Source organism: Belliella marina, assembly GCF_042682445.1.
Classification (GTDB): domain Bacteria; phylum Bacteroidota; class Bacteroidia; order Cytophagales; family Cyclobacteriaceae; genus Belliella; species Belliella marina.
In genome coordinates this window covers 54,848-78,509 of sequence record NZ_JBHUHR010000045.1, presented here as the reverse complement: position 1 = coordinate 78,509, position 23,662 = coordinate 54,848, and the positions used below count along the sequence as shown (strand labels likewise).

General features: G+C 40.8%; 21 protein-coding genes and 1 riboswitch. Of the genes, 3 read left to right on the top strand and 18 right to left on the bottom strand.

The genetic code is table 11. From position 1 onward, the window contains the following. The 5 genes from ACFSKL_RS17340 to ACFSKL_RS17320 all read right to left on the bottom strand — a co-directional run bounded on the left by ACFSKL_RS17340 (position 1) and on the right by ACFSKL_RS17320 (position 6,319). Positions 1-573: a DUF5683 domain-containing protein gene (locus tag ACFSKL_RS17340; RefSeq protein ID WP_376887712.1), complete on the bottom strand. Its 573-nt coding sequence runs from the start codon at positions 571-573 to the stop codon at positions 1-3. A gap of 30 nt (positions 574-603) precedes the next feature. After that, entirely contained in the window at positions 604-1,518 is a 915-nt protein-coding gene (locus ACFSKL_RS17335) for a ParB/RepB/Spo0J family partition protein (protein WP_376887711.1), read from the bottom strand. A gap of 10 nt (positions 1,519-1,528) precedes the next feature. Then, on the bottom strand, positions 1,529-2,308 hold the full coding sequence (locus tag ACFSKL_RS17330) for a ParA family protein (protein ID WP_376887708.1): 780 nt from the start codon (positions 2,306-2,308) through the stop codon (positions 1,529-1,531). Positions 2,309-2,787: 479 nt separating this feature from the next. After that, positions 2,788-4,584, bottom strand: coding sequence for a membrane protein insertase YidC (gene yidC, locus ACFSKL_RS17325; protein ID WP_376887706.1), 1,797 nt, complete (start codon positions 4,582-4,584; stop codon positions 2,788-2,790). 115 nt (positions 4,585-4,699) lie between these two features. Further along, a complete protein-coding gene (locus ACFSKL_RS17320) occupies positions 4,700-6,319 on the bottom strand; it encodes a CTP synthase (RefSeq protein WP_376887704.1) in 1,620 nt (539 codons plus the stop codon). A 183-nt stretch (positions 6,320-6,502) separates the two neighbouring features. On the opposite strand from ACFSKL_RS17320, the gene ACFSKL_RS17315 reads away from it, so the two are divergent. Genes ACFSKL_RS17315 through ACFSKL_RS17305 form a run of 3 tightly spaced genes read left to right on the top strand, consistent with a single transcriptional unit; the run spans position 6,503 to position 9,102 of the window. Next, the gene (locus ACFSKL_RS17315; protein WP_376887703.1) at positions 6,503-6,976 is read left to right on the top strand and encodes a hypothetical protein; all 474 of its coding nucleotides are present in this window, start codon (positions 6,503-6,505) and stop codon (positions 6,974-6,976) included. Continuing rightward, positions 6,973-8,388, top strand: coding sequence for a CCA tRNA nucleotidyltransferase (locus ACFSKL_RS17310; RefSeq protein WP_376887701.1), 1,416 nt, complete (start codon positions 6,973-6,975; stop codon positions 8,386-8,388). The genes ACFSKL_RS17315 and ACFSKL_RS17310 overlap by 4 nt, the downstream gene beginning before the upstream one ends. A gap of 9 nt (positions 8,389-8,397) precedes the next feature. After that, a complete protein-coding gene (locus ACFSKL_RS17305; RefSeq protein WP_376887698.1) occupies positions 8,398-9,102 on the top strand; it encodes a tetratricopeptide repeat protein in 705 nt (234 codons plus the stop codon). Between the two features lie 260 nt (positions 9,103-9,362). Here ACFSKL_RS17305 and ACFSKL_RS17300 read toward each other — a convergent pair whose 3' ends face one another. The 13 genes from ACFSKL_RS17300 to ACFSKL_RS17240 form a co-directional block, all read right to left on the bottom strand. Next, a complete protein-coding gene (locus tag ACFSKL_RS17300; RefSeq protein ID WP_376887697.1) occupies positions 9,363-9,902 on the bottom strand; it encodes a DinB family protein in 540 nt (179 codons plus the stop codon). Between the two features lie 568 nt (positions 9,903-10,470). Continuing rightward, complete coding sequence (moeB, locus tag ACFSKL_RS17295; RefSeq protein WP_376887695.1) at positions 10,471-11,523, bottom strand: molybdopterin-synthase adenylyltransferase MoeB; 1,053 nt, start codon at positions 11,521-11,523, stop codon at positions 10,471-10,473. Then, positions 11,523-12,650: a 2-iminoacetate synthase ThiH gene (thiH, locus tag ACFSKL_RS17290; protein WP_376887693.1), complete on the bottom strand. Its 1,128-nt coding sequence runs from the start codon at positions 12,648-12,650 to the stop codon at positions 11,523-11,525. The genes moeB and thiH overlap by 1 nt, the downstream gene beginning before the upstream one ends. Continuing rightward, positions 12,643-13,410 (bottom strand): thiazole synthase, encoded by a 768-nt coding sequence (locus tag ACFSKL_RS17285; RefSeq protein ID WP_376887692.1) that lies wholly within the window; start codon positions 13,408-13,410, stop codon positions 12,643-12,645. Before ACFSKL_RS17285 ends, thiH begins: the two co-directional genes overlap by 8 nt. Positions 13,411-13,687: 277 nt before the next feature. Further along, positions 13,688-14,338 (bottom strand): thiamine phosphate synthase, encoded by a 651-nt coding sequence (locus tag ACFSKL_RS17280; protein ID WP_376887690.1) that lies wholly within the window; start codon positions 14,336-14,338, stop codon positions 13,688-13,690. Positions 14,339-14,684: 346 nt separating this feature from the next. Then, positions 14,685-15,332, bottom strand: a complete 648-nt coding sequence (locus ACFSKL_RS17275) for a thiamine phosphate synthase (RefSeq protein ID WP_376887688.1) — start codon at positions 15,330-15,332, stop codon at positions 14,685-14,687. Continuing rightward, the gene (gene thiC, locus ACFSKL_RS17270) at positions 15,301-17,181 is read right to left on the bottom strand and encodes a phosphomethylpyrimidine synthase ThiC (RefSeq protein WP_376887686.1); all 1,881 of its coding nucleotides are present in this window, start codon (positions 17,179-17,181) and stop codon (positions 15,301-15,303) included. The genes ACFSKL_RS17275 and thiC overlap by 32 nt, the downstream gene beginning before the upstream one ends. A gap of 12 nt (positions 17,182-17,193) precedes the next feature. After that, positions 17,194-17,397, bottom strand: a complete 204-nt coding sequence (gene thiS, locus ACFSKL_RS17265) for a sulfur carrier protein ThiS (RefSeq protein ID WP_376887683.1) — start codon at positions 17,395-17,397, stop codon at positions 17,194-17,196. A gap of 91 nt (positions 17,398-17,488) precedes the next feature. Further along, positions 17,489-17,581: riboswitch (TPP riboswitch) on the bottom strand. A gap of 162 nt (positions 17,582-17,743) precedes the next feature. Next, positions 17,744-18,058 (bottom strand): nucleotidyltransferase domain-containing protein, encoded by a 315-nt coding sequence (locus tag ACFSKL_RS17260; protein ID WP_376887681.1) that lies wholly within the window; start codon positions 18,056-18,058, stop codon positions 17,744-17,746. Beyond that, complete coding sequence (locus tag ACFSKL_RS17255; protein WP_376887680.1) at positions 18,052-18,525, bottom strand: nucleotidyltransferase substrate binding protein; 474 nt, start codon at positions 18,523-18,525, stop codon at positions 18,052-18,054. The genes ACFSKL_RS17260 and ACFSKL_RS17255 overlap by 7 nt, the downstream gene beginning before the upstream one ends. 184 nt (positions 18,526-18,709) lie before the next feature. Next, on the bottom strand, positions 18,710-21,340 hold the full coding sequence (locus ACFSKL_RS17250; RefSeq protein WP_376887678.1) for a valine--tRNA ligase: 2,631 nt from the start codon (positions 21,338-21,340) through the stop codon (positions 18,710-18,712). A gap of 217 nt (positions 21,341-21,557) precedes the next feature. Then, positions 21,558-22,526 carry a formimidoylglutamase gene (hutG, locus tag ACFSKL_RS17245; protein ID WP_376887676.1) on the bottom strand — a complete coding sequence of 323 codons (969 nt, stop codon included), beginning with the start codon at positions 22,524-22,526 and terminating at the stop codon, positions 21,558-21,560. A gap of 85 nt (positions 22,527-22,611) precedes the next feature. Continuing rightward, positions 22,612-23,418: an SDR family oxidoreductase gene (locus tag ACFSKL_RS17240; protein ID WP_376887673.1), complete on the bottom strand. Its 807-nt coding sequence runs from the start codon at positions 23,416-23,418 to the stop codon at positions 22,612-22,614. Positions 23,419-23,662: the final 244 nt, after the last annotated feature.

The window sequence follows — 23,662 nt, the reverse complement described above, 5'->3', positions numbered from 1 at the left end:
TTAGAATTTTAATTTCAAAGATACACCTACCAATGCCCCACCTGCCGTAAGGGTTTCGTATGAAGGCTCGTATATCAAGCTGATATCATCACTGATATCGAATCCGGATAAGTGGGCGTCTACCTGTGCATCTACAATGTTGAGTATATAGATAAGCCCAAATACTACAAAGTTCAAATCCCTGTTTCTTCTCCAAAAATCCACATTTCTTGCCAAGGCATCTCTGTTCATGTTTGGGAAATTTAGATTTGGATCACCAGCATCGAATCTGCCAAGTTCTTCCCTGAATAGTTGGTATCTTCTGTTATTGAAATCGATGAAATAGAGATTGGTAGCGAAGCCCCCATAGATGATTGGGAGTTTCCAAACTTTTTCGTTGTAAACTTGTCCGGCTCCAGGTAGGATGGCAGACAATAGGGTAGCAATTTTAGGGTCTTTGGGCAATTTTTCGTTGAGTTTTATCTCGACGGTGTCCCCTTTGGTCTGGGCGGAAGTAGGAGTGGCATAAATTGCCAATAAAACAAAAACAGCAATGGTTTTTGGAAAAACCATTGCCAAACATTTTTTTGACATTTCTGTGAATGTATGATGTGGGTTCACCTATTAAATTATCTCCAAGATTTCCAATATTCTATTCAAATCAGAGGCCGAACCAAAAGGTATCTTGATTTCTCCTTTATTTTTATCGTTTGCCTTCAGCTGTACTTTAGAGCCAAAGTGGTTGGCAAGCCGCTGCTGGATTTTTCCGATTTCGTACTTCCTTACTGGATCTAAAACGGGAGTTTTTTTAGTTTGGTTTTCTTCATCGTCATTGAGTGCTTTGACTAGTGCCTCTACTTTTCTTACACTCAATTCTTCCACTACGGTTTTTCTGTAGATTGCCAGCTGTTTGTCAATATCTTCGATATTGATCAAAGCCCTTGCGTGTCCCATCGATATCACCTGATCCCTGATTCCAGCCTGAATGTCTGGTGGAAGTTTGAGCAATCTCAGGTAATTGTTGACCGTAGTTCTGTTTTTGCCAACCCGATCTCCCAATTCTTCTTGCTTGAGGTTACATTCTGCCAAAAGCCTTTGGTAAGAGTGGGCGATTTCGAGCGCATTGAGGTTTTCCCTTTGGATGTTTTCAATCAATGCCATTTCCAGCATTTGCTGGTCGTTGGCAGTACGGATGTATGCTGGGATTCTTTCCAGTCCTGCCAATTTGGAAGCCTGAAACCTTCTCTCCCCTGAGATCAGCTGGTACTCATTGTCAGCAAGTTTCCTGACAGTGATTGGCTGGATGATCCCTTGGACAATGATGGATTCAGAGAGTTCCTGAAGGGCATCTTTATCGAAATGCGTCCTAGGCTGAAATGGGTTGACCTGGATTTCCGTCAGTGGGATCTCATTGATGCTTGCTGCGACTGGGGTTGGGATAAGATCCTCTTTTTGTGTTTTTTGTGGCGAATCTTGGAGTAAAGCACCCAGTCCTCTCCCCAATGCATTCTTCTTTTGTATAGGTTTTTTATCTGCCATGTCGCATTTGTTAATTTACTATTTCTTTTCCGTTTTTCTCTGCGATCTCTTGCGCCAAGTTAAGGTATGCTATCGCCCCTTTACCATCAGCATCAAAAGCGATAGCAGGTAATCCAAAGCTTGGGGATTCACTCAGACGGACATTCCTCGGGATAATGGTTTTGAAAACCAAATCTTTGAAATGCATCCTAACTTCATCTACTACCTGGTTGGAAAGTCTCAGTCGAACATCATACATCGTAAGGAGGATACCTTCGATTTCCAAATCAGGATTCAGTCTAGTCTGTATGATTTTGATGGTATTGAGTAATTTCCCCAAACCTTCCAAGGCAAAATATTCGCATTGAACAGGAATGATGATTGAATTGGCGGCAGTCAATGCATTGATTGTGATCAATCCCAACGAAGGCGAACAGTCGATGATGATGAAATCATAATTCTCTTTTACTTTGGAGATGACTGTTTTCATCTTTTCTTCCCTGTTGTCCAGATTGATCATTTCCACTTCCGCACCTACCAAATCAATATGGGAGGGGACAAGGTCTAGATAGTCCATGTCGGTTTTGTGGATGATTGTACCTATATCAATGCCATCTACCATGCATTCATAGATGCTGGTGCTGATTTCTTTCGGATCATGACCAAGTCCAGAGGTGGTATTGGCCTGAGGATCTGCGTCAATAACAAGTGTTTTGAATTCCAGTACCGCAAGACTTGCAGCAAGGTTCATGGCAGTGGTTGTTTTACCTACTCCGCCTTTTTGGTTTGCAATTGCAATTACTTTTCCCATTCTCTAGATTCAAAGGGTAATAGATTCTCCAATATTAAGCAAAATCAATTCTTTTTTGGCTTGATTGCTGCTTTTTTTGCAGATTTCAAATCGATTTCCAAAGTAAGTCAACGCAATCATCATGCTTGATTTTAAGATTTTGGAGTTACACAAATATATCATTAATATTTTTACCCAAAATGATTTGTTTTCCACATCTGATTGTGGATAGTTCTAACCTTTTGATAATTAAATATGTATAGGTGTTTCAATGCCGTTTGGTTATGAAAACTGACCTGCCAGGGTTAATTTTTTTTTATGGCTTTATTTGCCAAGCAAGATGTATGTGCACATAAATTGATAGAAAATCCAGTAGGCCTTATCCAACGATATTGATTTGTGTTTAGCTTTTTTTTCCCAACAAAAAAAGGGAGTCCATGCAATAGACTCCCTTTTATAGAATGGCGATGCTTTCACATCGGGTATATCAATATCAATCCTTATTTCTTTTTCTTGCTGGCATCGGCAGCTTTCATGGCGTCTTCGAGTTTCTGTTGAAACTTCGATTTCTTTTTGTTGGCATTCTTCACTTTGCTTGCATCGACTTTTTCCCTGATCTTTTTGTCATCTACAAATAATTTGATCAAGGCCTGCTGACCGAAAGTCACCATGTTTGACACAAAGTAGTAAAAGCTCAAAGCGGCAGGGTATGAGTTTAGGATAAACATAAAGCCGATTGGCATGATGTACCCCAAATTCTTCATTGGTCCCTGTGCTGCCGTCAGCTGATTGTTGAAATGCGTATAGGCGATCTGAGATACGGTCATCAGCAATGTAAACAAACTTACGTGTGATCCATAAAAAGGGATCGTAAACGGTAGCTTGATAAAGGAATCATAAGTGGACAGATCATGCGCCCACAGGAATGATTCTTGTCTCATTTCGATTGAGTTGGGGAAAAAGAAGAACATTGCAAACAAGAAAGGCATCTGTAAAAGCATCGGAAGACAACCTGAAATCGGGCTTACCCCCAATTGTCCAAAAAGCTTCATTTGTTCTTGTTGCTGTTTGGTAGGATCGTCTTTGTACTTTTCCTTCAATTCATCTATCTCAGGCTTGATTACCCTCATTTTGGCCATGCCGACATATGACTTGTAGGTCAAGGGGAACAATGCCAATTTGATGATAAATACGATGATGATGATGATCACCCCGTAGTTGCTGAAGAATTTTTCCAGAAAATGGAATAGATTGACAATGATGTACTTGTTGACCCAGCTCACGAAGAAATAGCCCATGTCCACATTTTTCTCAAAACCTGGAGTGATCTTTTTCAACACTTTGTAATTGTTGGGACCAAAGTAGTAACTCAATTCTGCTTTGCCATTTTCCAAAGGAAGAGCTAGGGTCGCCTTCATGTTTTTGACAGAAAGCGTATCTTTTGGTGTGACCTGTTCAAGGCTTCCGGAATTGAATTGGTTTGTGGCAATTATCCCTGAAGTAAAAAACCTCTGGCTGAAAGATACCCATTTCAATGGCTCAGTGACCTGTTCCGAAGTCTCGTCTTTGGATTGACTTAGATAATCATACTTTTCAGATGATTTGTAAAAATTGATATTGGTTTTTCTCCTGGATTCTTCGATGTCCTCTTCCTGACGAATCAGTTTGGAATCCCAAATGATGTTGACATTGGAGTCGACCAGCTGAGAAGTCAGGCCTTCAAAGACCAAGTCATTCTCCAAGACATATGAATCGTTGGGAAGACGGTAGCTCCTTGTGATTTTCCCATTGCCGGTCTGCGCCGTGAATTCAACCGTTGAAACCGATTCCCCATCTACCTGGGTAGTTTTGGTATTTGGTGTAAAGTAGAATTCATTTAAGCTAAGACGGCCTTTGGTGGTGTTGATTTGATAAGATAGGTCAGAACTTTCCCTGTCCATCAAAATCAGTGGGCTTTGGTCCCAAGACTTATATTCCTTCAATTCGACTTTTATGATCTCAGCACCTTTTGTGGAGAAAGTGACGATCATTTTGTCGTTTTCCAAAGTCACCTCAGACTCATTTCCCTTTACCAAAGGAGCGAAAACACCATATTGGATTTGGGCTTTGAGATCTTGAAGACTGTCGACTTCTTCCACTTCCTGGGTAAACTGTTCCGTGGGTTTTTCCTGAACTGCCGAGATGACTTCACCTGTAGGCTCTTGTGATTGTGGTTCAGGTGTACTGGCGAAGAATATCGAATACACCAGTATTACTGCGGCGAAAAGGATCAGTCCTGTCGCTTGGTTTCTATCCATAATTTTAAATTAAACTGTCTATTCAAAAGCAAAGGTAACACAAAGGGTAAATTGGAAAGACATTTCCAAAACATTCCTTTGGGTTACCATGCAATTGCGGCAAATATAGGGTTAATTATTTTGACTTCTTATTTTCTATCGTTGCTTTAATGAATCTCAAAAATAATGGGTGGGGTGTCAATACTGTGCTTTTGTATTCTGGATGAAACTGGGCACCGACAAACCAGGGATGTTCTTTGTTCTCCATAATCTCCACCAAATTGGTTTCCGGGTTGATACCTGAAGCAATCATCCCGCTGTTATCAAACGACTTAAGGTAGGCATTGTTGAATTCATACCGGTGTCTGTGGCGCTCATTGATTTTGGATTTTCCATATGCTTGGTATGCCTTGCTTCCTTTTTTCAATTCACATGGATATGATCCCAATCTCATGGTGCCTCCCATCAATTCTATGTTTTTCTGATCTTCCATCAAACCAATGACAGGATCTGAGGTCTCCGGATCCATTTCGGTACTGTTGGCAGTTTTCAGCCCGAGGACATTTCTGGCAAACTCTATCACCGCCACCTGCATGCCCAGACAAATACCCAAGAATGGGATGTTGTTTTCCCTCACATACTTGACTGCCTCAATTTTTCCTTCCAATCCCCTTTCGCCAAATCCCGGGGCTACGACTACTCCGTCCAGACCTTCAAGTTTTTTGGGAATGGTATCCGTGTGCAGTTCTTCTGATGAAATCAAAGTAAGGTTTACCTTGCACTCTGAAGCTGCCCCTGCGTGGATAAATGCTTCTATGATGGATTTGTAGGCATCAGGAAGCGAAACATATTTCCCTACCAATCCAATGTTTACTTCCTGCGTTGGGTTCTTCAGCCTTCCCAAGAAATCTTTCCATTGCTCCAGGTCTGTATTGGTCTTGGAAGTAAGTTTCAATTTACTCATGACCCTTTCGTCCAGCTTCTCTTTTTTCATCAGCAGCGGCACATCATAGATCGTAGATGCATCCATGGCTTCGATGACACAGTTTAGCTGCACATTGCAGAATAGCGCCAATTTTTTCTTTACTTCCTGTGGTAGGGAATATTCGGTTCGGCAAACCAATATGTCAGGCTGAATACCAGCTTCCAACAATTGCTTGACAGAGTGTTGGGTAGGTTTTGTCTTTAGCTCTTTTGCAGCAGCCAAAAACGGAATAAGTGTCAGATGGATGACCAAGAAGTTGTTTTGGCCAAGGTCCCATTTCGCCTGTCTTACCGCTTCTATGAATGGCAAGGACTCAATGTCGCCTACGCAGCCGCCGATTTCTGTGATGATAACATCAAAATTGCCATCTTCACCCAGTTTGAAAAAATTCCTTTTGATCTCGTCTGTGATATGGGGGATTACTTGGACAGTTTTACCCAAATATTCTCCTTTACGTTCTTTGGTGATGACATTGTTGTAAATTCTGCCAGTAGTGACATTGTTGGCTTGGGAAGTAGGGGTGTCTAGGAATCTTTCGTAATGCCCCAAGTCCAGATCAGTCTCGGCACCATCTTCGGTCACATAGCATTCGCCATGTTCGTATGGGTTGAGTGTTCCTGGATCAATATTGAGGTAAGGATCGAATTTTTGGATGGTCACAGAGAAGCCCCTAGCTTGTAATAATTTAGCCAAGGAAGCTGCAATGATGCCTTTTCCCAATGAAGAGGTCACGCCTCCGGTAATAAAGATGTACTTGGTGGTTGATGCCATAAGAAAGAATGCGGATGTATTTAATGTGATTCCTATGGGGTACAAAGGTAAGCAAATAATTGGTTTGATCGGGACTTACTTGGAAAAATGCAAATTGATTTTTCTAATGTCCTGATCCATTTTTTCTTCAATTCCGACCCATTTCCCGATAATCTCCCGTATTTTTGACAAAATTTGATAAAAGTGGAAAATACAGCAGTAGCGAAACATATAAAAGCGAATGGTCGTGTGAAGATCAAAGAGGGAAATGGGAAGGTTATAGAATTCATTATTCCCCATTTGTGGAATGTGGGGATTGACTCGCCCCAAGGTACATTTTTATTTTTTGACCTATTCCAAATCAGATCGGTTGCAGAGCAATTTTCCGAGGTTTCACTTGACATCGTGGAGTATGCCACAAAGGCAACGGTTTATCATAGTCCTGTGAATAGGGTCTTGCAAAAAGGACCTATAGTAGAAGGGAAAGTAAAGTTTTCATTGATCAGAAATGATTATTGGAACAAGGTGCTTTTTGCCTTTGGACAGCCGGTGATCTACCAGGAGCTTGAAATACAAGATGCTGATTTTGAGACAAATGAAAGGTTTCCGTTGTTTGGACCCGATGTAAAAGAAATGTTTTTGAGTCCAGAAGGAGATGTGAAGATTATAAAAGGATGAATTTTAAAGAAAAACTAGAAGCTTTACCCATATTCAAGCATGTTGGAGAAATAGCCGATCAAATGGGCTTGGAGACCTATGTGGTGGGTGGATATGTCCGTGATTTGATCATGGGCAGACCCTGCAAGGACTTGGATTTTGTCTGTGTAGGCTCAGGGATTTCCTTGGCAACCCGTGTAGCGGAAAGCTTCGAAAAACATGTTCCATTGTCTGTGTTCAAGAATTTTGGGACTGCAATGATCAAACTGGATGAGTATGAATTGGAGTTTGTAGGGGCACGAAAGGAATCCTACAGATTGGATTCAAGGAAGCCGTTGGTAGAGGATGGTACTTTGCAGGAGGACCAGGAGCGTAGGGATTTCACGATCAATGCCATGGCGATCTGTCTGAACGAGGCCAGGTTTGGGGAATTGATAGACCCTTTTGACGGGCTGAAGGACATCAAGCGCAAAATCATCAGGACACCTATGGATCCCAATGTCACTTTCTCAGATGATCCACTGAGGATGATGCGTGCTATTCGTTTTGCTACCCAATTGAAATTTGACATCGATGCAGACACTTTTGATGGATTGATCAAAAATGCAGAAAGGCTGGGTATCATTTCCGGGGAGAGGATTATTGACGAGCTGAACAAGATTGTTTTGGCAGAGACCCCATCTTATGGATTCAAATTGTTGTTTGCGAGCAAATTGCTGCATCAGTTTTTTCCGGAAATGGTCGAATTGCAGGGGGTGGATTCTGTTGGGGACAAATCGCATAAGGACAATTTCTACCATACCCTTCAGGTATTGGACAACATTACCCTATTCACAAAGGATCTTTGGTTGCGTTGGGCTGCGATCATGCATGACATAGCCAAGCCAGCTACCAAGAGGTTCAACCAAAAAGTTGGCTGGACTTTTCATGGGCATGAAGACAAAGGTGCCAGGATGACTCCAGCAATATTCCGCAGGCTGAAATTGCCGATGGATGAGCGGATGAAGTACGTGCAAAAGTTGGTCAGGCTTCATCTTCGCCCTATTTCCCTGGTGAGTGATAAGGTTACAGATTCGGCAGTCAGAAGATTACTTTTTGATGCTGGGGATGATATTGATGATTTGATGAAATTATGCAGAGCGGATGTCACTTCCAAAAACAACAACAGGGTCCAAAGGTATTTGGCTAATTTTGACAGGGTAGAACAGAAGATTTTGGAGGTAGAAGAGAAGGATCATGTCAGAAATTTTCAGCCACCTGTTTCAGGAGAAGAAATTATGTCTATTTTTGGGATCGAACCATCGAGAATCATTGGCGAATTGAAAGAAGATATCAAAGAAGCCATCCTCGAAGGTCAGATTCAAAACAATAAAGAAGAGGCTTTACAGTTATTATACCGTTTAGCTGAAAAAAGAGGACTGAAAAGCAAATAAAATCAACTTATGAACAAATTTAAATTACTCATTGGCATCCTGGTATTGTTGGCTTCGCCATCATTTGCTCAAGAAAATGATAGTACCCCATCCGTCACTGAGACGGTTAGGAAAAAGAATGAAACAGATCAGAGAGTCTATCAGTTGGCATTGAGGTATAATGATTTTGCTGTAGCCCGGGGAAAACTCCTTGAATTGATGGAAAGAAATCCTACCAATACAAGGTATGGTGAATTATTGGCGTCTTTGTATTTTGACAGCAACCAGTTTAGCGGTGCAGCTTTGGCTGCCTTGGATGTGTTGCAAGTCAATGACAGAAGCACGGAAGCTTTGGAGATTGCTGCGTATTCTTTGGAACAGATTGGTGCTTTGGAAAGGGCCTTGACCCAGTTCGAAAGGCTTCATCTTTTGACAGATGATATTTTTGCACTTTACAAGTCAGCTTATCTTCAATATTCTTTGAAGAAGTACGAAGAAGCTATGAACTCCATCAATATGATCGTGAAGAGTTCAAAGGCAGCCGATCAAAAGTTGGGATTCCCAATTGAAAACAACCAAACGCAGGAGGTAAGCATGAAAGCTGCCGCATTGAACCTGAAAGCCTTGGTCTACATTGAGCAGGGAAGTAAGGAAGATGCCAAAAAAGCATTTGAAGAAGCATTGGCATTGGAGCCTGAGTTTGCATTGGCAAAAGACGGTTTGAAAGGACTTTGATCCAGTCAGGCATAAAATATAAATCCTCAGTTCTTGATAGGGCTGAGGATTTTTTTATTGGATAAATAAGCCTTGAAATCCATATTGTCATTGTTTCAATTGAAATTCGGAAAGCGTCCGATCAAACACTTGAAATTTGACAATAAATAACAAAAATAAGAGAGTAAAGGTGATTTGTGTGGTAATACTTGATTTTTGAATCTCACGAAATTTTGATAACGTGTTTATGAATCAAGTATACAGGTCCAACCCCAAAAGTTCTACCTAACCAGCCTCTGTGCTTGCTCCAGATGTCTTCTTTCATGTGCAACAATTATTTCCAAAGCCTTATCGAGTGAATAAACGACAATTTTATTTGCTGGAGAATGGATGATTATTCCTTTTCCCAAAAAAGGCTCCATCTCACGGATTTTCTGGATGAGTATTTTTTGATGGTCATAAAACTTCTCCAAAATAGCTTCATCTTGATCTGAATATAGTTTTGGTTCCCAAAGGGGGAAGGTCTTTACTTTCTTTTTGCCCCCGTCAGAAACTGACTTGTAAATCATGTCGCCAATCATTTTTGGAAAAAAACCTATTTTGGAAATGAAAGCACCTTGAAATGTTCCGTTTTTTACTTTTTCGAAAATAGGGAAGTAACTGCTGTTTAAAATGATCAAATGCTCTAGATTTTCAGCAATGCTCCAAGTGCTGGAATCCGGTTTTTTAAAAAGAATGTCATCTTCAAGTCCTGAAAATGAATTCTCTACACTTTTTGAAATTTCTTCCAATTCCGAAATATATGTTTTGACCTGTGACATTTTTGAGTTCAATGAAGTTAGTAAACAAAGTTACATTATCAATTTTAGATTTTCCCTAAGATTTGTCAGTACATTGTTATTGTATCCCAACTTGTTAAAAGTTCTATGAAGTTTAACCACGGAGAGCACGAAAATTTTCACAAAGGTCATAAGCTTGGTTCCAGGGTTGTTGTTACTTTTTTGTGTCCCTTGTGCCACCTTGGAGTCCTTGGTGGTTGAAACAGCCCTGAAGTTTAACCACGGAGAGCACGAAGATTTTCACAAAGGCCACAAGCTTGGTTCTAGGGTTGTTGTTACTTTTTTGTGTCCCTTGTGCTACCTTGGAGTCCTTTGTGGTTGAAATAGCTCTGAAGTTTAACCACGGAGAGCACGAAGGTTTTCACAAAGGCCACAAGCTTGGTTCCAGGGCTTTTGTTACTTTTTTGTGTCCCTTGTGCCACCTTGGAGTCCTTGGTGGTTGAAATAGCCCTGAAGTTTAACTACGGAAAGCACAAAGGTCACAGAGCTGTGGTGATTTTTAAATTGGCTTTTTAAGAACACCAACCAACTCTGTTTTGATGGAGGTACTTTATTCAAAAACTGTAACTAGTCCACCAGTAAGATTGAATATTTCACCTGAATAATGTTTACTCAAATAGGTCGCGGCTGATTTGCTTCGAATTCCACTTTGGCAGCAAATAACCAGTTTCTTCTCTTGTGGAAGCTCTTGAATTCTTGAAGAAAGCTCTGATAAGGGAATATTTATTCCGCCAATATTATGGGAATTGTATTCACTGGCTTCCCTTACATCCAGAACACAAATGGAGTCAGGGTCAGAATTAAGTTCAGATTGAAGAGTAGGGTAATCCATTTCAGGAATATCAATGGCTTTGTTTGTTGCAATATTGTTATTTTTCTTTTGACTCCTTTTTTGGATGTTGAAAATCGAGCTTTGGTTGGTCAAAGTATTGATGACCATTAGCTTTCCAGAGAGTGTTTCTCCAAGTCCACAAATCACCTTGATGGCTTCATTTGCCATATACATCCCAATAAGCCCAGGTAAAATCCCAATAACACCGATCTCGGAGCAATTTGGTACTTCATCCGAAGGTGGAGGCTCGGGAAATAAATCTCGGTATTGTGGACCGTCTTGGTAGTTGAAAACAGAAACCTGCCCCTCAAACTTCAATATGGAGCCAAAAATCAATGGGATTCCCATTTCCACACAAGTGTCATTGACCAGATATCTCGTAAAAAAATTGTCCGAGCCATCGATGACCAAATCGTAGTCTTCAAAAATTTCTTTGGCATTTTCATTGTCCAATCTGATATCATAGACCTTGGTTTTGACATAAGGGTTGAGCTCAGTTAGTTTTTTTGCAGCAGTGGGAGCTTTGGCTTTGCCAATATCATTGGGATTATATAGGATTTGCCTGTGGAGATTGCTCAATGCAACATGGTCATTGTCTACGATTCCCAATTGACCAACCCCAGATGCAGTCAAGTATTGGAGAATGGGACAACCCAAACCACCGGCACCAATCACTAGGATTTTGGCTTTTTTCAACCTTTCTTGACCTTCCAAGCCGAATTCCGGCAACATGATTTGCCTGCTGTAGCGATTTATTTCCAATGATTCCATCAATAAGCTGTTTTTGGGTTCAAGGCACTGTCCCAATCTTTCCATACAGGTTCATAACCTTGGGACTTGATTAATTGGGCGATCTGATCTGGGCTTCGCTCATCGGAAATTTCGAACTGTTCCAAAGCTTCAGGTTCTACTGCATATCCGCCTGGGTTGGTTTTCGATCCTGCGCTCATAGAGGTGATTCCTAGCTTGAGGACATTGTTTCGGAATGTTTCGGATTCCCTTGTCGAGAGTGAAAGTTCTATTTCTTCATTGAAAATCCGATAGGCGCAGATCAATTGTACCAATTCCCGATCACTCATGTTGACTTTGGGTTCCAATCCTCCTGAGAATGGTCTGAGTCTAGGAAAGGAAACACTGTATTTACTTTGCCAATAGTTTTTTTCCAAATAAGTCAAATGCAATGCTGTAAAAAAGGAATCGGTCCTCCAATCTTCCAATCCTATAAGTACACCGAGTCCCATTTTATGGATTCCTGCTTTGCCAAGCCTGTCTGGGGTTTCGAGTCGGTAATCGAAATTCGATTTTTTCCCTTTTGGATGGTGTTTTTTGTAATCTTCCCGATGGTAAGTCTCTTGGTAGACCAATACCGCATGTAGCCCATAAGGAATCAATGCTTCATATTCATCTTGCTCCAAGGGTTGTACTTCCAAGGAAACATTGGAAAAATGCGGACTGACCAGTTCCATGGCTTTTTTAAAATAGTCAACGTGCACTGTTTGATTTGCCTCACCGGTAACCAATAGGACATGATCATACCCCATTTTCTTGATCGTTTCCACTTCTTGGAGTATTTCCCTATCGGTGAGTGTTTTTCTCCGCACCTTGTTGTCAAAGCTAAATCCACAATAGGTGCAGATGTTGTTGCACTCATTGGAAAGGTAAAGTGGGACATAGAGCTGCATGGTCTTCCCAAACCTTTTTTGGCTAATCTGTTGGCTGAGTTGGGCCATTTCTTCCAAAAATGGTTCGGCGGCTGGGGAAATCAGAGCCTTGAAATCCTCCAAATTTCTTTTGGTGGCATGCAATGCATGGAGTACGTCAGCTTCGGTTTTGCTGTAGATACCCTGCTTTACATCGTCCCAAGAGTAGGTATTGAATAAATATTTGAAACTAGACATCGAGGAAGGAAGTTAGTGGGCTACTTGCTACTGCGCCTGAATGCTTTGGTGCCAACCTGGCTTCAAATGCCATGCGTCCAGCTTCTACTGCCATTTTAAATGCCAAGCCCATGGCTACAGGGTCTGGAGATACGGCTATGGCAGTGTTGACCAAAACGGCATCTGCGCCAATCTCCATAGCTTTGGCAGCATCGGATGGAGCGCCAATTCCAGCATCTACTATGACAGGAATATTGCTTTGCTCAATGATGATTTCAAGGAAATCGATTGTTTTCAGACCTTTGTTGCTACCAATCGGAGAGCCCAATGGCATCACCGCAGCGGTACCAGCTTCTTCCAATCTTTTGCATAAAACAGGGTCGGCATGGATGTATGGAAGTACGATGAATCCCAACTTTGCCAATGCTTCTGTAGCGATCAATGTCTCTATCGGGTCAGGCATCAGATACTTAGGATCTGGATGGATTTCCAATTTGATCAGATTGGTTTCCAATGCTTCCCTTGCCAATTGAGCTGCGAAAATCGCTTCTTTGGCATTTCTGACTCCCGAAGTATTGGGTAGGAGCTTGATGTGGGGATGATGGAGTTTGGTCAAAAGGTCATCTTGAACTTGGTTTTTGAAATCCACCCTTTTCAAAGCGACTGTGACAAGCTCGGAGCCTGATGCGAGGAGTGATTTTTCCATCACATCCGAAGAACTGTATTTTCCAGTCCCTGTGAATAGCCGAGAATTGAATGCTGTGTTGCCTATTTTTAACATGTTTTTTTATTTTTTGTGTCCAAATCAGTTCTCCAAATCAAATTTGAGTCTGAATAAGAAGGATATTAATGTGTCAATTTTGGGAAAAATCCCTCGCATTTAGTTTTTTTTCTTTGTGAACTTGGTGCTTTTACTTGGTGATCTTTGTGGTAAAAATATAACCACAAAGATCACCAAGTTTTTCACTAAGAACACTAAGTCACGGATGCACTTTTGTCAGCTTTAGACGAAACCAAGCCTATGTAAATACCTCATCTGTCAGGTTACCACAATAGCTTTAAATTGGGATGGTAGGGTTAGAAAACTGATGGTTTATTTCCTCTATCTTTTGCCTTGGATCCATGGCATGATTGATCTCTCCAGATATTGCGACTCCATGGACGCCTGTTTTTAAAAGCTCTGGCAAATCTTCGGCGGTAATCCCACCGACTGCGATAACAGGAATGTGTAATCCCAATGCATTCATTTCATCCAAGATTTTTTTGTAACCATCAATACCCAATATAGGACTTAATTTTTCCTTGGTTTGGGTAAATCTAAATGGCCCGATGCCAATGTAATCAGGGGTAGATTGGGCATGCATTTTCACATGGTCGATGGTATTTGCGGTCGCCCCGATGATTTTGTTTTCTCCTAAAATCAACCTTGTTTCGGCAACAGACATGTCATTCAAGCCTATATGAACGCCATCAGCATCTATTTCCTTTGCTATTTTTACATAATCATTGATGATCAGGATGGCTTGATGATTGTCGCAGAGTCGCTTGGCTTCCTTGGCAATAGATAAGATTTCATGTTCTTCCAGGTTTTTTAACCGTAGTTGAATCCACTTACATCCTGCTTTTAGCACATTTTCTATGGCTTCCAAGTGTGTGTTGAAGGGTTTTTCTTGGGAGATATATTGGAGTTTGTTTATTTCAATTTTCATATATCCTTCATTCTAATATATTAGCGATCATTTAAATCAATTTTTATTGGTTTAGATATTAATTGATATTGGATATTTGTAGATATTTTTTTGAAATCATAATCAAATTTTTCTCTATAAATTGAAGTTCACATAATCACTTTATCAAACTGATCCACAAGTTCCTTTTGGTCAAAATAACATAACCCCTAAGGTTGGCGAACTTAAAATATCTTAATATCAAGTATGTTAATAAACATCTATCATGTTTTGATTTCAAAAGAAGAAACTTAAAACCATATATCTTCTTATCAATAATATCGATGAATATCAGCTTTTAAGAAGCTTTAGGGCAAATCAATAAATATTATCGATAATTAAGCTTAACACAAGTTTCAATTAGGTCTATTAATATCTCGATCCTTCTATTCTCTTCCTCATTCCAAATTGCCCCCAATACCGCAGCGCCATCAAAATTCATGGATTTTACCAGGTCAATATTTCCCAGATGAATACCTCCCAAAGCAATCACTTCGGGTGAGTTTTTTGGTTTTTCCAAAACGAAATCTGCCGAAACCGAACTTTGATATCCCTCTTTGGAAATGCTGTCAAAAACAGGACTGAAGAATGTATAATCGAAATGGCTCAATTCATTTAGTGCAGAAATGTCATGAAGGGAAGTGCTGATTTTCATTCCTCTTTCCTTGATTTTTATCAATTTCGAAATAGGGGTTTTGTTCCGTTCCATTTCTGTGAAGTGCAATCTCTTCAATCCAAATTCAGCAGCTAATTGATGGTGCTGGTGAATTGCAATCCGACCATGATATTTTGGATCAATTTGGGAAATCAGCTTACTCAGCAATTCCAAATCGCTATTGGGTTTGCGAAGATGGAATACCCCCAAACCTGCTTCAAAGAGCCGATTGATGTTTTCGGCTTCATTTGAAACAGGCGTGGGAGATGAAATGACCAACAGTTCCAAGTTACAGGTAGATTTCGTTTCCTTTTTCCGCAAATTCCTTGGCTTTGTCTTGCATGCCTTTTTCCAATGCTTCGGTTTCTTCTAGATCATTTTCAGCGGCATATTTTCTGACATCTTGGGTGATCTTCATGGAGCAGAAATTTGGACCACACATAGAGCAGAAATGGGCGATCTTCGCACCTTCGGCAGGAAGGGTTTCGTCGTGGAATGATTTGGCTGTATCTGGATCGAGTGATAGGTTGAATTGATCTTCCCATCGGAATTCAAATCTTGCCTTGCTCAATGCATTGTCTCTGTATTGAGCTCCAGGGTGTCCTTTTGCCAAATCTGCAGCATGGGCAGCTATTTTGTAGGTAATGACACCGTCTTTGACGTCTTTTTTGTTTGGCAATCCCAAGTGCTCTTTTGGAGTCACATAGCAAAGCATGGCAGTACCGTACCAACCGATCATGGCTGCTCCGATAGCTGAAGTGATATGATCATAACCTGGAGCAATGTCTGTCGTCAATGGCCCCAAAGTATAGAATGGAGCTTCTCCACAGTGCACAAGCTGCTTGTCCATATTTTCTTTGATCAAGTGCATCGGCACATGTCCAGGTCCTTCTATGATCGTTTGGATATCATGTTTCCAAGCTATTTTGGTGAGTTCGCCCAAGGTTTCGAGTTCCCCAAACTGTGCCGCATCATTTGCGTCAGCGATACTTCCAGGCCTCAAACCATCCCCTAGGGAGAAAGTGACATTGTAGGCTTTCATGATTTCACAGATCTCTTCGAAATGTGTATAGAGGAAGTTCTCTTTGTGGTGGGAAAGACACCATTTTGCCATAATCGAACCACCACGGGATACGATTCCCGTCATCCTTTTTGCTGTAAGCGGAACATACCTGAGTAAAACTCCTGCATGGATGGTGAAGTAATCCACGCCCTGCTCTGCTTGCTCTATCAAAGTATCCCGGAACAATTCCCAAGTCAGGTCTTCGGCCTTGCCATTTACTTTTTCCAAAGCCTGATAGATTGGGACAGTACCGATTGGTACGGGAGAATTTCTGATGACCCATTCACGGGTTTCGTGTATATTCTTTCCTGTGGAAAGATCCATGATTGTATCAGCTCCCCATCTGCAAGCCCAAACTGCCTTTTCCACTTCTTCCTCAATGTTGGAGCTCACCGCTGAGTTTCCAATGTTGGCATTGATCTTTACCAAGAAATTGCGGCCAATAATCATTGGTTCTACTTCCGGGTGGTTGATATTTGCAGGGATTACTGCACGACCCAAAGCGATTTCCTGTCTGACAAATTCAGGGGTGATAAAGCCTTTAGGGGTATTTGCCCCAAAGCTATTACCATCGTGCTGGTGGAGTAGGCATTTGTTACCAATATCATTTTTCCCCAATTCTGCAATCCTCTGGTTTTCCCTGATGGCAACGTATTCCATTTCCGGTGTAATGATACCCTGTTTGGCATAATGCATCTGTGAGACGTTTTTTCCAGGCAATGCTTTCAAGGGGTTGTTCAGATTAGGGAATCGAATCGGGTTCAGAGAGTCGTCATTTTTTCTTTTTTTGCCATACTCAGAGCTGATATCCGAAAGATACTCAACGTCGTTTCTTTGGAGTATCCATTTTTCGAAATTCCTAGGCAGACCTTTTTCGAGGTTTACCTGATAGGAGGGGTCTGTATAGGGACCGCTGGTATCATAGACCGTCACTGCCGGGTTTTTGGTGGCTGGTAGGCCTTTGATGTGCGGTTGTGTGTCATGCAATGAAATCTCACGCATGGGGACCCGAATCGCATGCAGCTCACCGTCCAAATAGACTTTTTTGGAAGCTGGAAATGGACTGGTCGAAATACTTTGGTTGTTAGGTGTTTGTTCTGTTTTCATTTGCTTATGGTTTTATCCTCCTTGTGTAGCTTTGATAAGGATGATCGTATCACCAGAGGCAATGAAAGTATTGGCCCATTCAGATTTTGGTATCACAGACTGATTGACAGCAACAGCGATACCTTCAGGATTTTGCTGAACATGGTTTTGAAGTAACTGTGTGATAGAGCAAGTGTCCGAAATCTGGAGCGGTTCATTGTTTACGGTAATATCCATCCTTGAAATTGTTTGATTGAACATATAACTTCAGGAGTGGCCCGTAACAACGGATCAAAAAAACGAAAATGCCATTCATCGAAGGATAAATGGGCAATTCTTCACTTTTCCCTTCGGCAGTACTAACTGCATCAGGTTCATAGGGTATGATCTCAGTCCGTGAAGGACACCCCTAAAGTTGTCCCAAACCTATAGAAAACAAATTGGAATTGCAAGGGGAGTTTGTTTTAATGAGTTTATTCTTTTAAAAAAAAACAAAGCGAAAATTCAAGCAAAATTCCCGAACTCAATCTTATTTAAACAATTTCGGACAGTTTGAATACCTGAAAGAGTATTTAGTAAACTTTCAGGTTTTAATCCGTTCAAAAAAGACTTTACCAAACTCTTCAATATGCTTGATCAAGTCCTGATTCGCAATTTGTCTATAAAGTGATATGTCAAATTTATAGGGAAGCAATAGCTCGTCCAATTCAGTTTCAATTAATTGTAAAGTGGTAAGGTCTAGATTGTCACCAATCAAAGTAAGGTCAATGTCCGATCCAATTCTATAATTTCCAATAGCCCTAGAACCATAAAGTATGACTTTTTCTACTTGATTATGTTTTTGAAATACCTGATTGATCTTTTCAATAATATACGGATTAAGCCCAAATCTTACCATAATTCACCTTGATTCCCGCTCTTGATTTCTTCTAGCTTATCCCTGAATTGCAAAAACTCTTTTAAATATTCATAAACGATTTTCATAAAAATATCATCAGCAGTTTCTTCATTGTAAGTATGGGAAGTTTTATTTCTACTTTTGATCATGTCCATCCAAACCTCACCATTTATAATCAATCCTGTAGCAAAGGCTTCCCTTGTAGCATCCTTAGAGCCAAAAACCCCCACATTCCCTGAATTTGCAAGAAAATCTTTCATGACATTCCAAGCAAGTTCGTGTGTATATTCGAAGCGCTGTATAAGTCCTTCTTTTAATATATCATCTAAGAAATCATCTGCATCAATTCTACCTTTATCATCGATTTGATAATCTTTTTCAATCCTTACAACTGCCTGTTCAAGTTTAGCTAGTGCTTTTTTGTAATTATTAAACCTCTGATGCCATCTTAAGTTCTCGTCTTCCATTATTGATATTGAAATTTACAAAATTGATAAAAGCACAACAATATTGTGTTTTCTAAACCCATACTAATTTATTAAAAAAAAAGCATTTGAATCGATAAAAAATTTAAATGGTTTAAATTAAGGCCTTTGGAATTAATCTTATCATAGTTTTAAGATTAATTCCCAAAGGCCTTTTTCCTTATAATCAACCCAATTTTGCCAAAGCTTCTTCAAGTGTCTTGATTTTGGCTTCTGCATCGGCTTGCTTTTTTCTTTCGTTTTCTATGACTGCAGCAGGTGCTCCTGCAACAAAGCGCTCATTGCTGAGTTTTTTCATTACTGAATTCAAGAATCCTTTGGTGTAAGCCAAATCTTTGCTGATGTTTTCCCTCTCTTCCTCTGCATTTACTTGCCCTTCCATCGGAATAAAGCACTCATCTGCCTTCACTACAAAGCTCACGGCATTTTCAAGTGAGTCACCGAAGCTTACATCTTCCAGATTAGCCAACTTTTTCAATACCGCATCAAATCTTCCATAAAGTTCTGATTGCTTGGTTTTGATAGTCAAAGAGAAAGCTTCTTTTGGTGAGATTCCCTTGGAGGCTCTGATATTTCTTACTTGTGATACAACCTCAAATACCTGTATTGCTTCCGTAATGATTTGACTGTCAAAAGATTTTGCTTCTGGCCATGCCGATACAATCAATGCCTCAGAAGTATCTCTTTCCTTGATTTGATGCCAAAGTTCTTCTGTCAAGAATGGCATAAATGGATGTAGTATTCTCAAAATATCCTCAAAGAATTCGATCGTTTTGGCATGCGTAGGGGCATCGATTGGCGCCTGGTAGGCAGGTTTGATCATTTCCAGATACCAAGAACAGAAATCATCCCAAACCAATTTGTACGTTGCCATCAACGCATCGGAGATTCTGAATTTCTCAAAATGATCCTCAATCTCCGTCAAAGCTTCATTGAATCTGTTTTCGAACCAGGTAATTGCTGCTTGGTTGCTTTCTCCAGAAATATTCGGGTCAATTTCCCATCCACTTACCAGCCTATATGCATTCCATATTTTGTTGGAGAAGTTACGGCCTTGTTCAACCAGTTTTTCATCAAATGGAAGGTCGTTTCCGGCAGGAGAGGAGAAGAGCATTCCCGTACGGACACCATCAGCTCCATACTGCTTGATCAACTCTAATGGATCAGGTGAATTGCCCAAAGATTTGGACATTTTTCTTCCTTGCTTATCCCTTACGATACCTGTGAGATAGACGTTTTTGAATGGTTTTTCACCAGTATATTCATAACCCGCAATGATCATCCTGGCTACCCAGAAGAACAAAATCTCCGGTGCAGTCACCAAATCATTGGTAGGGTAGTAATATTTCAAATCTTCGTTTTTCTCCCCTGTTTTGAAAACCCCAGAATCAAATACGGAAATAGGCCATAGCCATGATGAAAACCAAGTGTCCAGTACATCTTCGTCTTGGGTAAGGTCTTCCAATTTATATTGTGTGTCGAATTTTTCATTCGCAAGCTGAACTGCCTCTTCTTTGGTTTTGGCTACTACAAATTCACCATTTGGTAGGTAGTATGCAGGAATCTGATGTCCCCACCAAAGTTGACGGGAAATACACCAATCTCTTACATTTTCCATCCAAGAGCGGTACATGTTTTTGAATTTTGGCGGATGCAATTGGATTACATCTTCCATCACCGAACTCAAAGCCGGCTTGGTGATGTCTTCCATTTTCAAAAACCACTGCAATGAAAGCTTTGGCTCAACTACAGCATCTGTTCTCTCCGAATGGCCAACATTGGATTTGTATTCTTCGATCTTATCCAACTGACCTGCTTCGTCCAACATTTTTCCGATTCTTTTTCTGGCGATGAATCTGTCTTCACCTACAAGAATCTGGGCTTTTTCATTGAGTGTACCATTATCGTTTAGGATGTCGATAACCTCCAACTTGTGTTTGATACCCAGTTCGTAGTCATTGATGTCGTGGGCAGGAGTCACTTTCAGACAGCCCGTACCAAATTCCATGTCTACATATTCATCCTCAATGATAGGGATGGCACGGTTGATCAATGGAATAATTGCTTTTTTTCCTTTGAGGTGTGTGAACCTGGGGTCATTTGGATTGATGCAGATCGCTACATCTGCCATGATTGTCTCCGGTCTTGTGGTGGCTATGGTCAAGAAATCTTCAGTTCCCTCGATTTGGTATTTGATATAATACAGCTTGGACTGTATTTCTTTCATGATCACTTCATCATCCGACAAGGCTGTTTTTCCCTGTGGATCCCAGTTGACCATGCGGATTCCCCTATAGATTTTTCCCTTGTTGTAAAGGTCGATAAACACTGAAATCACTGCTTCACTCAAATCTGAATCCATGGTGAACTTGGTCCTGTCCCAGTCACAAGACGCACCCAACTTCTTGAGTTGCTCCAAGATGATTCCCCCATATTTCTCTTTCCATTCGTAAGCATACTTGAGAAATTCCTCTCGGGAAATGGATTTTTTGTCAATGCCTCTTTCCTTCAGCATGGCAACAACCTTGGCTTCCGTAGCAATGGAAGCATGGTCAGTTCCCGGTATCCAGCAGGCATTTTTACCTTCCATTCTGGCTTTACGGACCAATACATCCTGAATGGTATTGTTGAGCATATGTCCCATGTGCAATACTCCAGTGACATTCGGTGGAGGGATGACGATGGTGTATGGTTCTTTGGTATGGTCTACTTTGGAGGAGAAAAATTTGTTTTCCATCCAGTAGGTATACCATTTTGACTCTGCTGCTTCAGGATTGTATTTTGTAGCTAATGACATATTTTATATTAGAGCTTATTTAAATTTTGTTTTTGAAGCCGAGATTGATGTATTTTTTGTCCAATCAAGGCTCGTTTTTGGGGTCGAAGCTTCCGCTACATCCCCGAAAATAGCCGAAGAGTGGGCGAAAGAGACGCAATCGAAGGCCAAAGGATAAAGTTTAAACAAGCTCTTAGAACTTATTGAAACTTCAAGGCGCAAAAATACAAGAAATAATCTAGTCCCACAGCTTTCTCAATGTAAATTCGATACATCTGGCGGCTAACTTGGCCGTACTGTGGTCAATGTCATAAGCAGGATTGAGTTCTACCACGTCCATGGTGAGCAGTTTTTTGCTCTTTGCCAAATATTCCAAAACCTTCAAGGCAAAGTCCGGATTGAATCCCATGGGGGATGGGGCGCTTACCCCGGGTGCGTAGGCGGAAGAAAATCCATCCAAATCGATGCTGAGGTATATTCTATTCACCTTTGAAAGAAATGCATCGAGGTTGTTCTTGACTGTCTCCCAGTTTTCCACAGTACAATCTTCACTTTCCATCCACCATGAACCTGTATTTTTGGCTGTTTCGAAAAGAGAAGAAGGGTTGGCGGCTCTTTGTATGCCCAAGCAAAAATATTTGCAGTGAAGGTTTTTAGTTTTTGCTGATTCCAAAATCTGTAAAAATGGTGAACCGGAATGCCCTTGGCCATTGTTGGGTTCCCTCAAATCGAAGTGTGCATCCAGATTGATGATGCCGAGTGTTTCATTCTTGGAAGCTGTATAAGACAATGCCGCCATGCCATGTGGAAATGCAAGGTCATGCCCACCTCCAAGGAGAATAGGAAAATGATTGGAATTTAAAATGTCCGAGATGGTTTGTTGTGTTAGGGTTTGTAATTCTTCAAGGCTACTTTCTGTAGCAGTGATGTCCCCATAATCCAAAATTTCCAGGTTTTCAGGCAAGTGATAAGCCATAGAACCCATGGATTTCCTGATTGCATCAGGCGCATCCTCAGCACCAACACGACCATGATTCCTCCTGACCCCTTCGTCTATTGCATAGCCTAATATCCCCAATTTTCTACCCGGTGTTATCACATGCAAGCTTAGATTCTCTATGCAGCGCACCTTCTGATGCCAGTATTGGATGGTTTCACTCGGTCTGCCTTTCCAGGTGTGTTGAGCTGTGCTTTTATGGTTTTTCATTGTATTTGGGTTTAAAAAGCAATTTGATTATCCATGACTTTTCCCGTAAGATAATTATTAGATATTTCAATACAACTAATTGTTATCAATCTTCTTTCCTTCCTGTAAAGTGATCCATGGTATGATAGACCCCCATCACCTTGCCTACAAACCAATCAAATAGCCAGATTGGGAAAAGTCCCTGAAAGAATCTAACAAATCTCATACTCCAAGGCATGCTTAAGATGATTCTGTTATGCTCAATCGCCCTGATTATTTTCTTGGCAACTTTCTCTGGATTCAAAATCGGCACTACTGATTTTACGCCATCAAACATTCCTGTATTGATGTAATAGGGAGTCACAGTGGTGACTCCAATGTTTTTGTTTTGTTGTTTCATTTCCAGTCTGAGACTATCAGACCAACCAATCATTGCCCATTTGCTGGCGGCATAGACGGACATCTTGGGGTTGGAAATGAATCCTGCTGAAGATGCGATATTGCAGATATGCCCTGAATTAGCTTCCATCATACCGGGCAAAAATTCATGGGTGATATGCATTGGAGCCAAGGTGTTGATGTCAAAGGTTTTTTGAATATCGGTTTGTGAGTGTTCACTGAAAAACTTCCCCACTATGATTCCTGCATTATTGATTAGGATATCGATATTCCCATGGTTTTCTTTTGTCGTTTTGGCCGTAGCTACTATTTCGGAAGGATTAGAAATGTCTATTTGGTAAGCAGATGTTTTTCCTATAGCGGAAAGTTCACGGACGGTTTTGTTCAGGTTATCAAGATTGATATCCCAAAGAATCAAATTTGCCCCTTTTTCCAAAACGATCCTTCCCATAATCTTCCCGATTCCCGAAGCACCACCGGTGATCAATACATTTTTGTTTTTCAGGGAATTCATTTTTATGTTTTTAATTGCCACTAAGATCGCGGAGGTTCGCAAAGGATTTGATTTAGTATATGGAAGACCTTTGGGGTTTTTTGAAACCCCAAAGGTCTGTGTTCTCTTGGCGCATTTTTGCACCTTGGAGGTATCTTGTAATTCTACGGGACAGTTTTTGCGAGTTCTTTTGTCACGTTCAGATTTTACTTGACACTTTTTTTCATTGTTTTTTGAGACTTACTTTTTCTTATAAGACTTCATA

Coding starts and splice junctions, on each gene's coding strand:
- ACFSKL_RS17340 (WP_376887712.1), bottom strand. CDS start 573: ATGTCAAAAAAATGTTTGGCAATGGTTTTTCCAAAAACCATTGCTGTT.
- ACFSKL_RS17335 (WP_376887711.1), bottom strand. CDS start 1,518: ATGGCAGATAAAAAACCTATACAAAAGAAGAATGCATTGGGGAGAGGA.
- ACFSKL_RS17330 (WP_376887708.1), bottom strand. CDS start 2,308: ATGGGAAAAGTAATTGCAATTGCAAACCAAAAAGGCGGAGTAGGTAAA.
- yidC (WP_376887706.1), bottom strand. CDS start 4,584: ATGGATAGAAACCAAGCGACAGGACTGATCCTTTTCGCCGCAGTAATA.
- ACFSKL_RS17320 (WP_376887704.1), bottom strand. CDS start 6,319: ATGGCATCAACCACCAAGTACATCTTTATTACCGGAGGCGTGACCTCT.
- ACFSKL_RS17310 (WP_376887701.1), top strand. CDS start 6,973: ATGAATTTTAAAGAAAAACTAGAAGCTTTACCCATATTCAAGCATGTT.
- ACFSKL_RS17305 (WP_376887698.1), top strand. CDS start 8,398: ATGAACAAATTTAAATTACTCATTGGCATCCTGGTATTGTTGGCTTCG.
- ACFSKL_RS17300 (WP_376887697.1), bottom strand. CDS start 9,902: ATGTCACAGGTCAAAACATATATTTCGGAATTGGAAGAAATTTCAAAA.
- moeB (WP_376887695.1), bottom strand. CDS start 11,523: ATGGAATCATTGGAAATAAATCGCTACAGCAGGCAAATCATGTTGCCG.
- thiH (WP_376887693.1), bottom strand. CDS start 12,650: ATGTCTAGTTTCAAATATTTATTCAATACCTACTCTTGGGACGATGTA.
- ACFSKL_RS17285 (WP_376887692.1), bottom strand. CDS start 13,410: ATGTTAAAAATAGGCAACACAGCATTCAATTCTCGGCTATTCACAGGG.
- ACFSKL_RS17280 (WP_376887690.1), bottom strand. CDS start 14,338: ATGAAAATTGAAATAAACAAACTCCAATATATCTCCCAAGAAAAACCC.
- thiC (WP_376887686.1), bottom strand. CDS start 17,181: ATGAAAACAGAACAAACACCTAACAACCAAAGTATTTCGACCAGTCCA.
- thiS (WP_376887683.1), bottom strand. CDS start 17,397: ATGGATATTACCGTAAACAATGAACCGCTCCAGATTTCGGACACTTGC.
- ACFSKL_RS17260 (WP_376887681.1), bottom strand. CDS start 18,058: ATGGTAAGATTTGGGCTTAATCCGTATATTATTGAAAAGATCAATCAG.
- ACFSKL_RS17255 (WP_376887680.1), bottom strand. CDS start 18,525: ATGGAAGACGAGAACTTAAGATGGCATCAGAGGTTTAATAATTACAAA.
- ACFSKL_RS17250 (WP_376887678.1), bottom strand. CDS start 21,340: ATGTCATTAGCTACAAAATACAATCCTGAAGCAGCAGAGTCAAAATGG.
- hutG (WP_376887676.1), bottom strand. CDS start 22,526: ATGAAAAACCATAAAAGCACAGCTCAACACACCTGGAAAGGCAGACCG.
- ACFSKL_RS17240 (WP_376887673.1), bottom strand. CDS start 23,418: ATGAATTCCCTGAAAAACAAAAATGTATTGATCACCGGTGGTGCTTCG.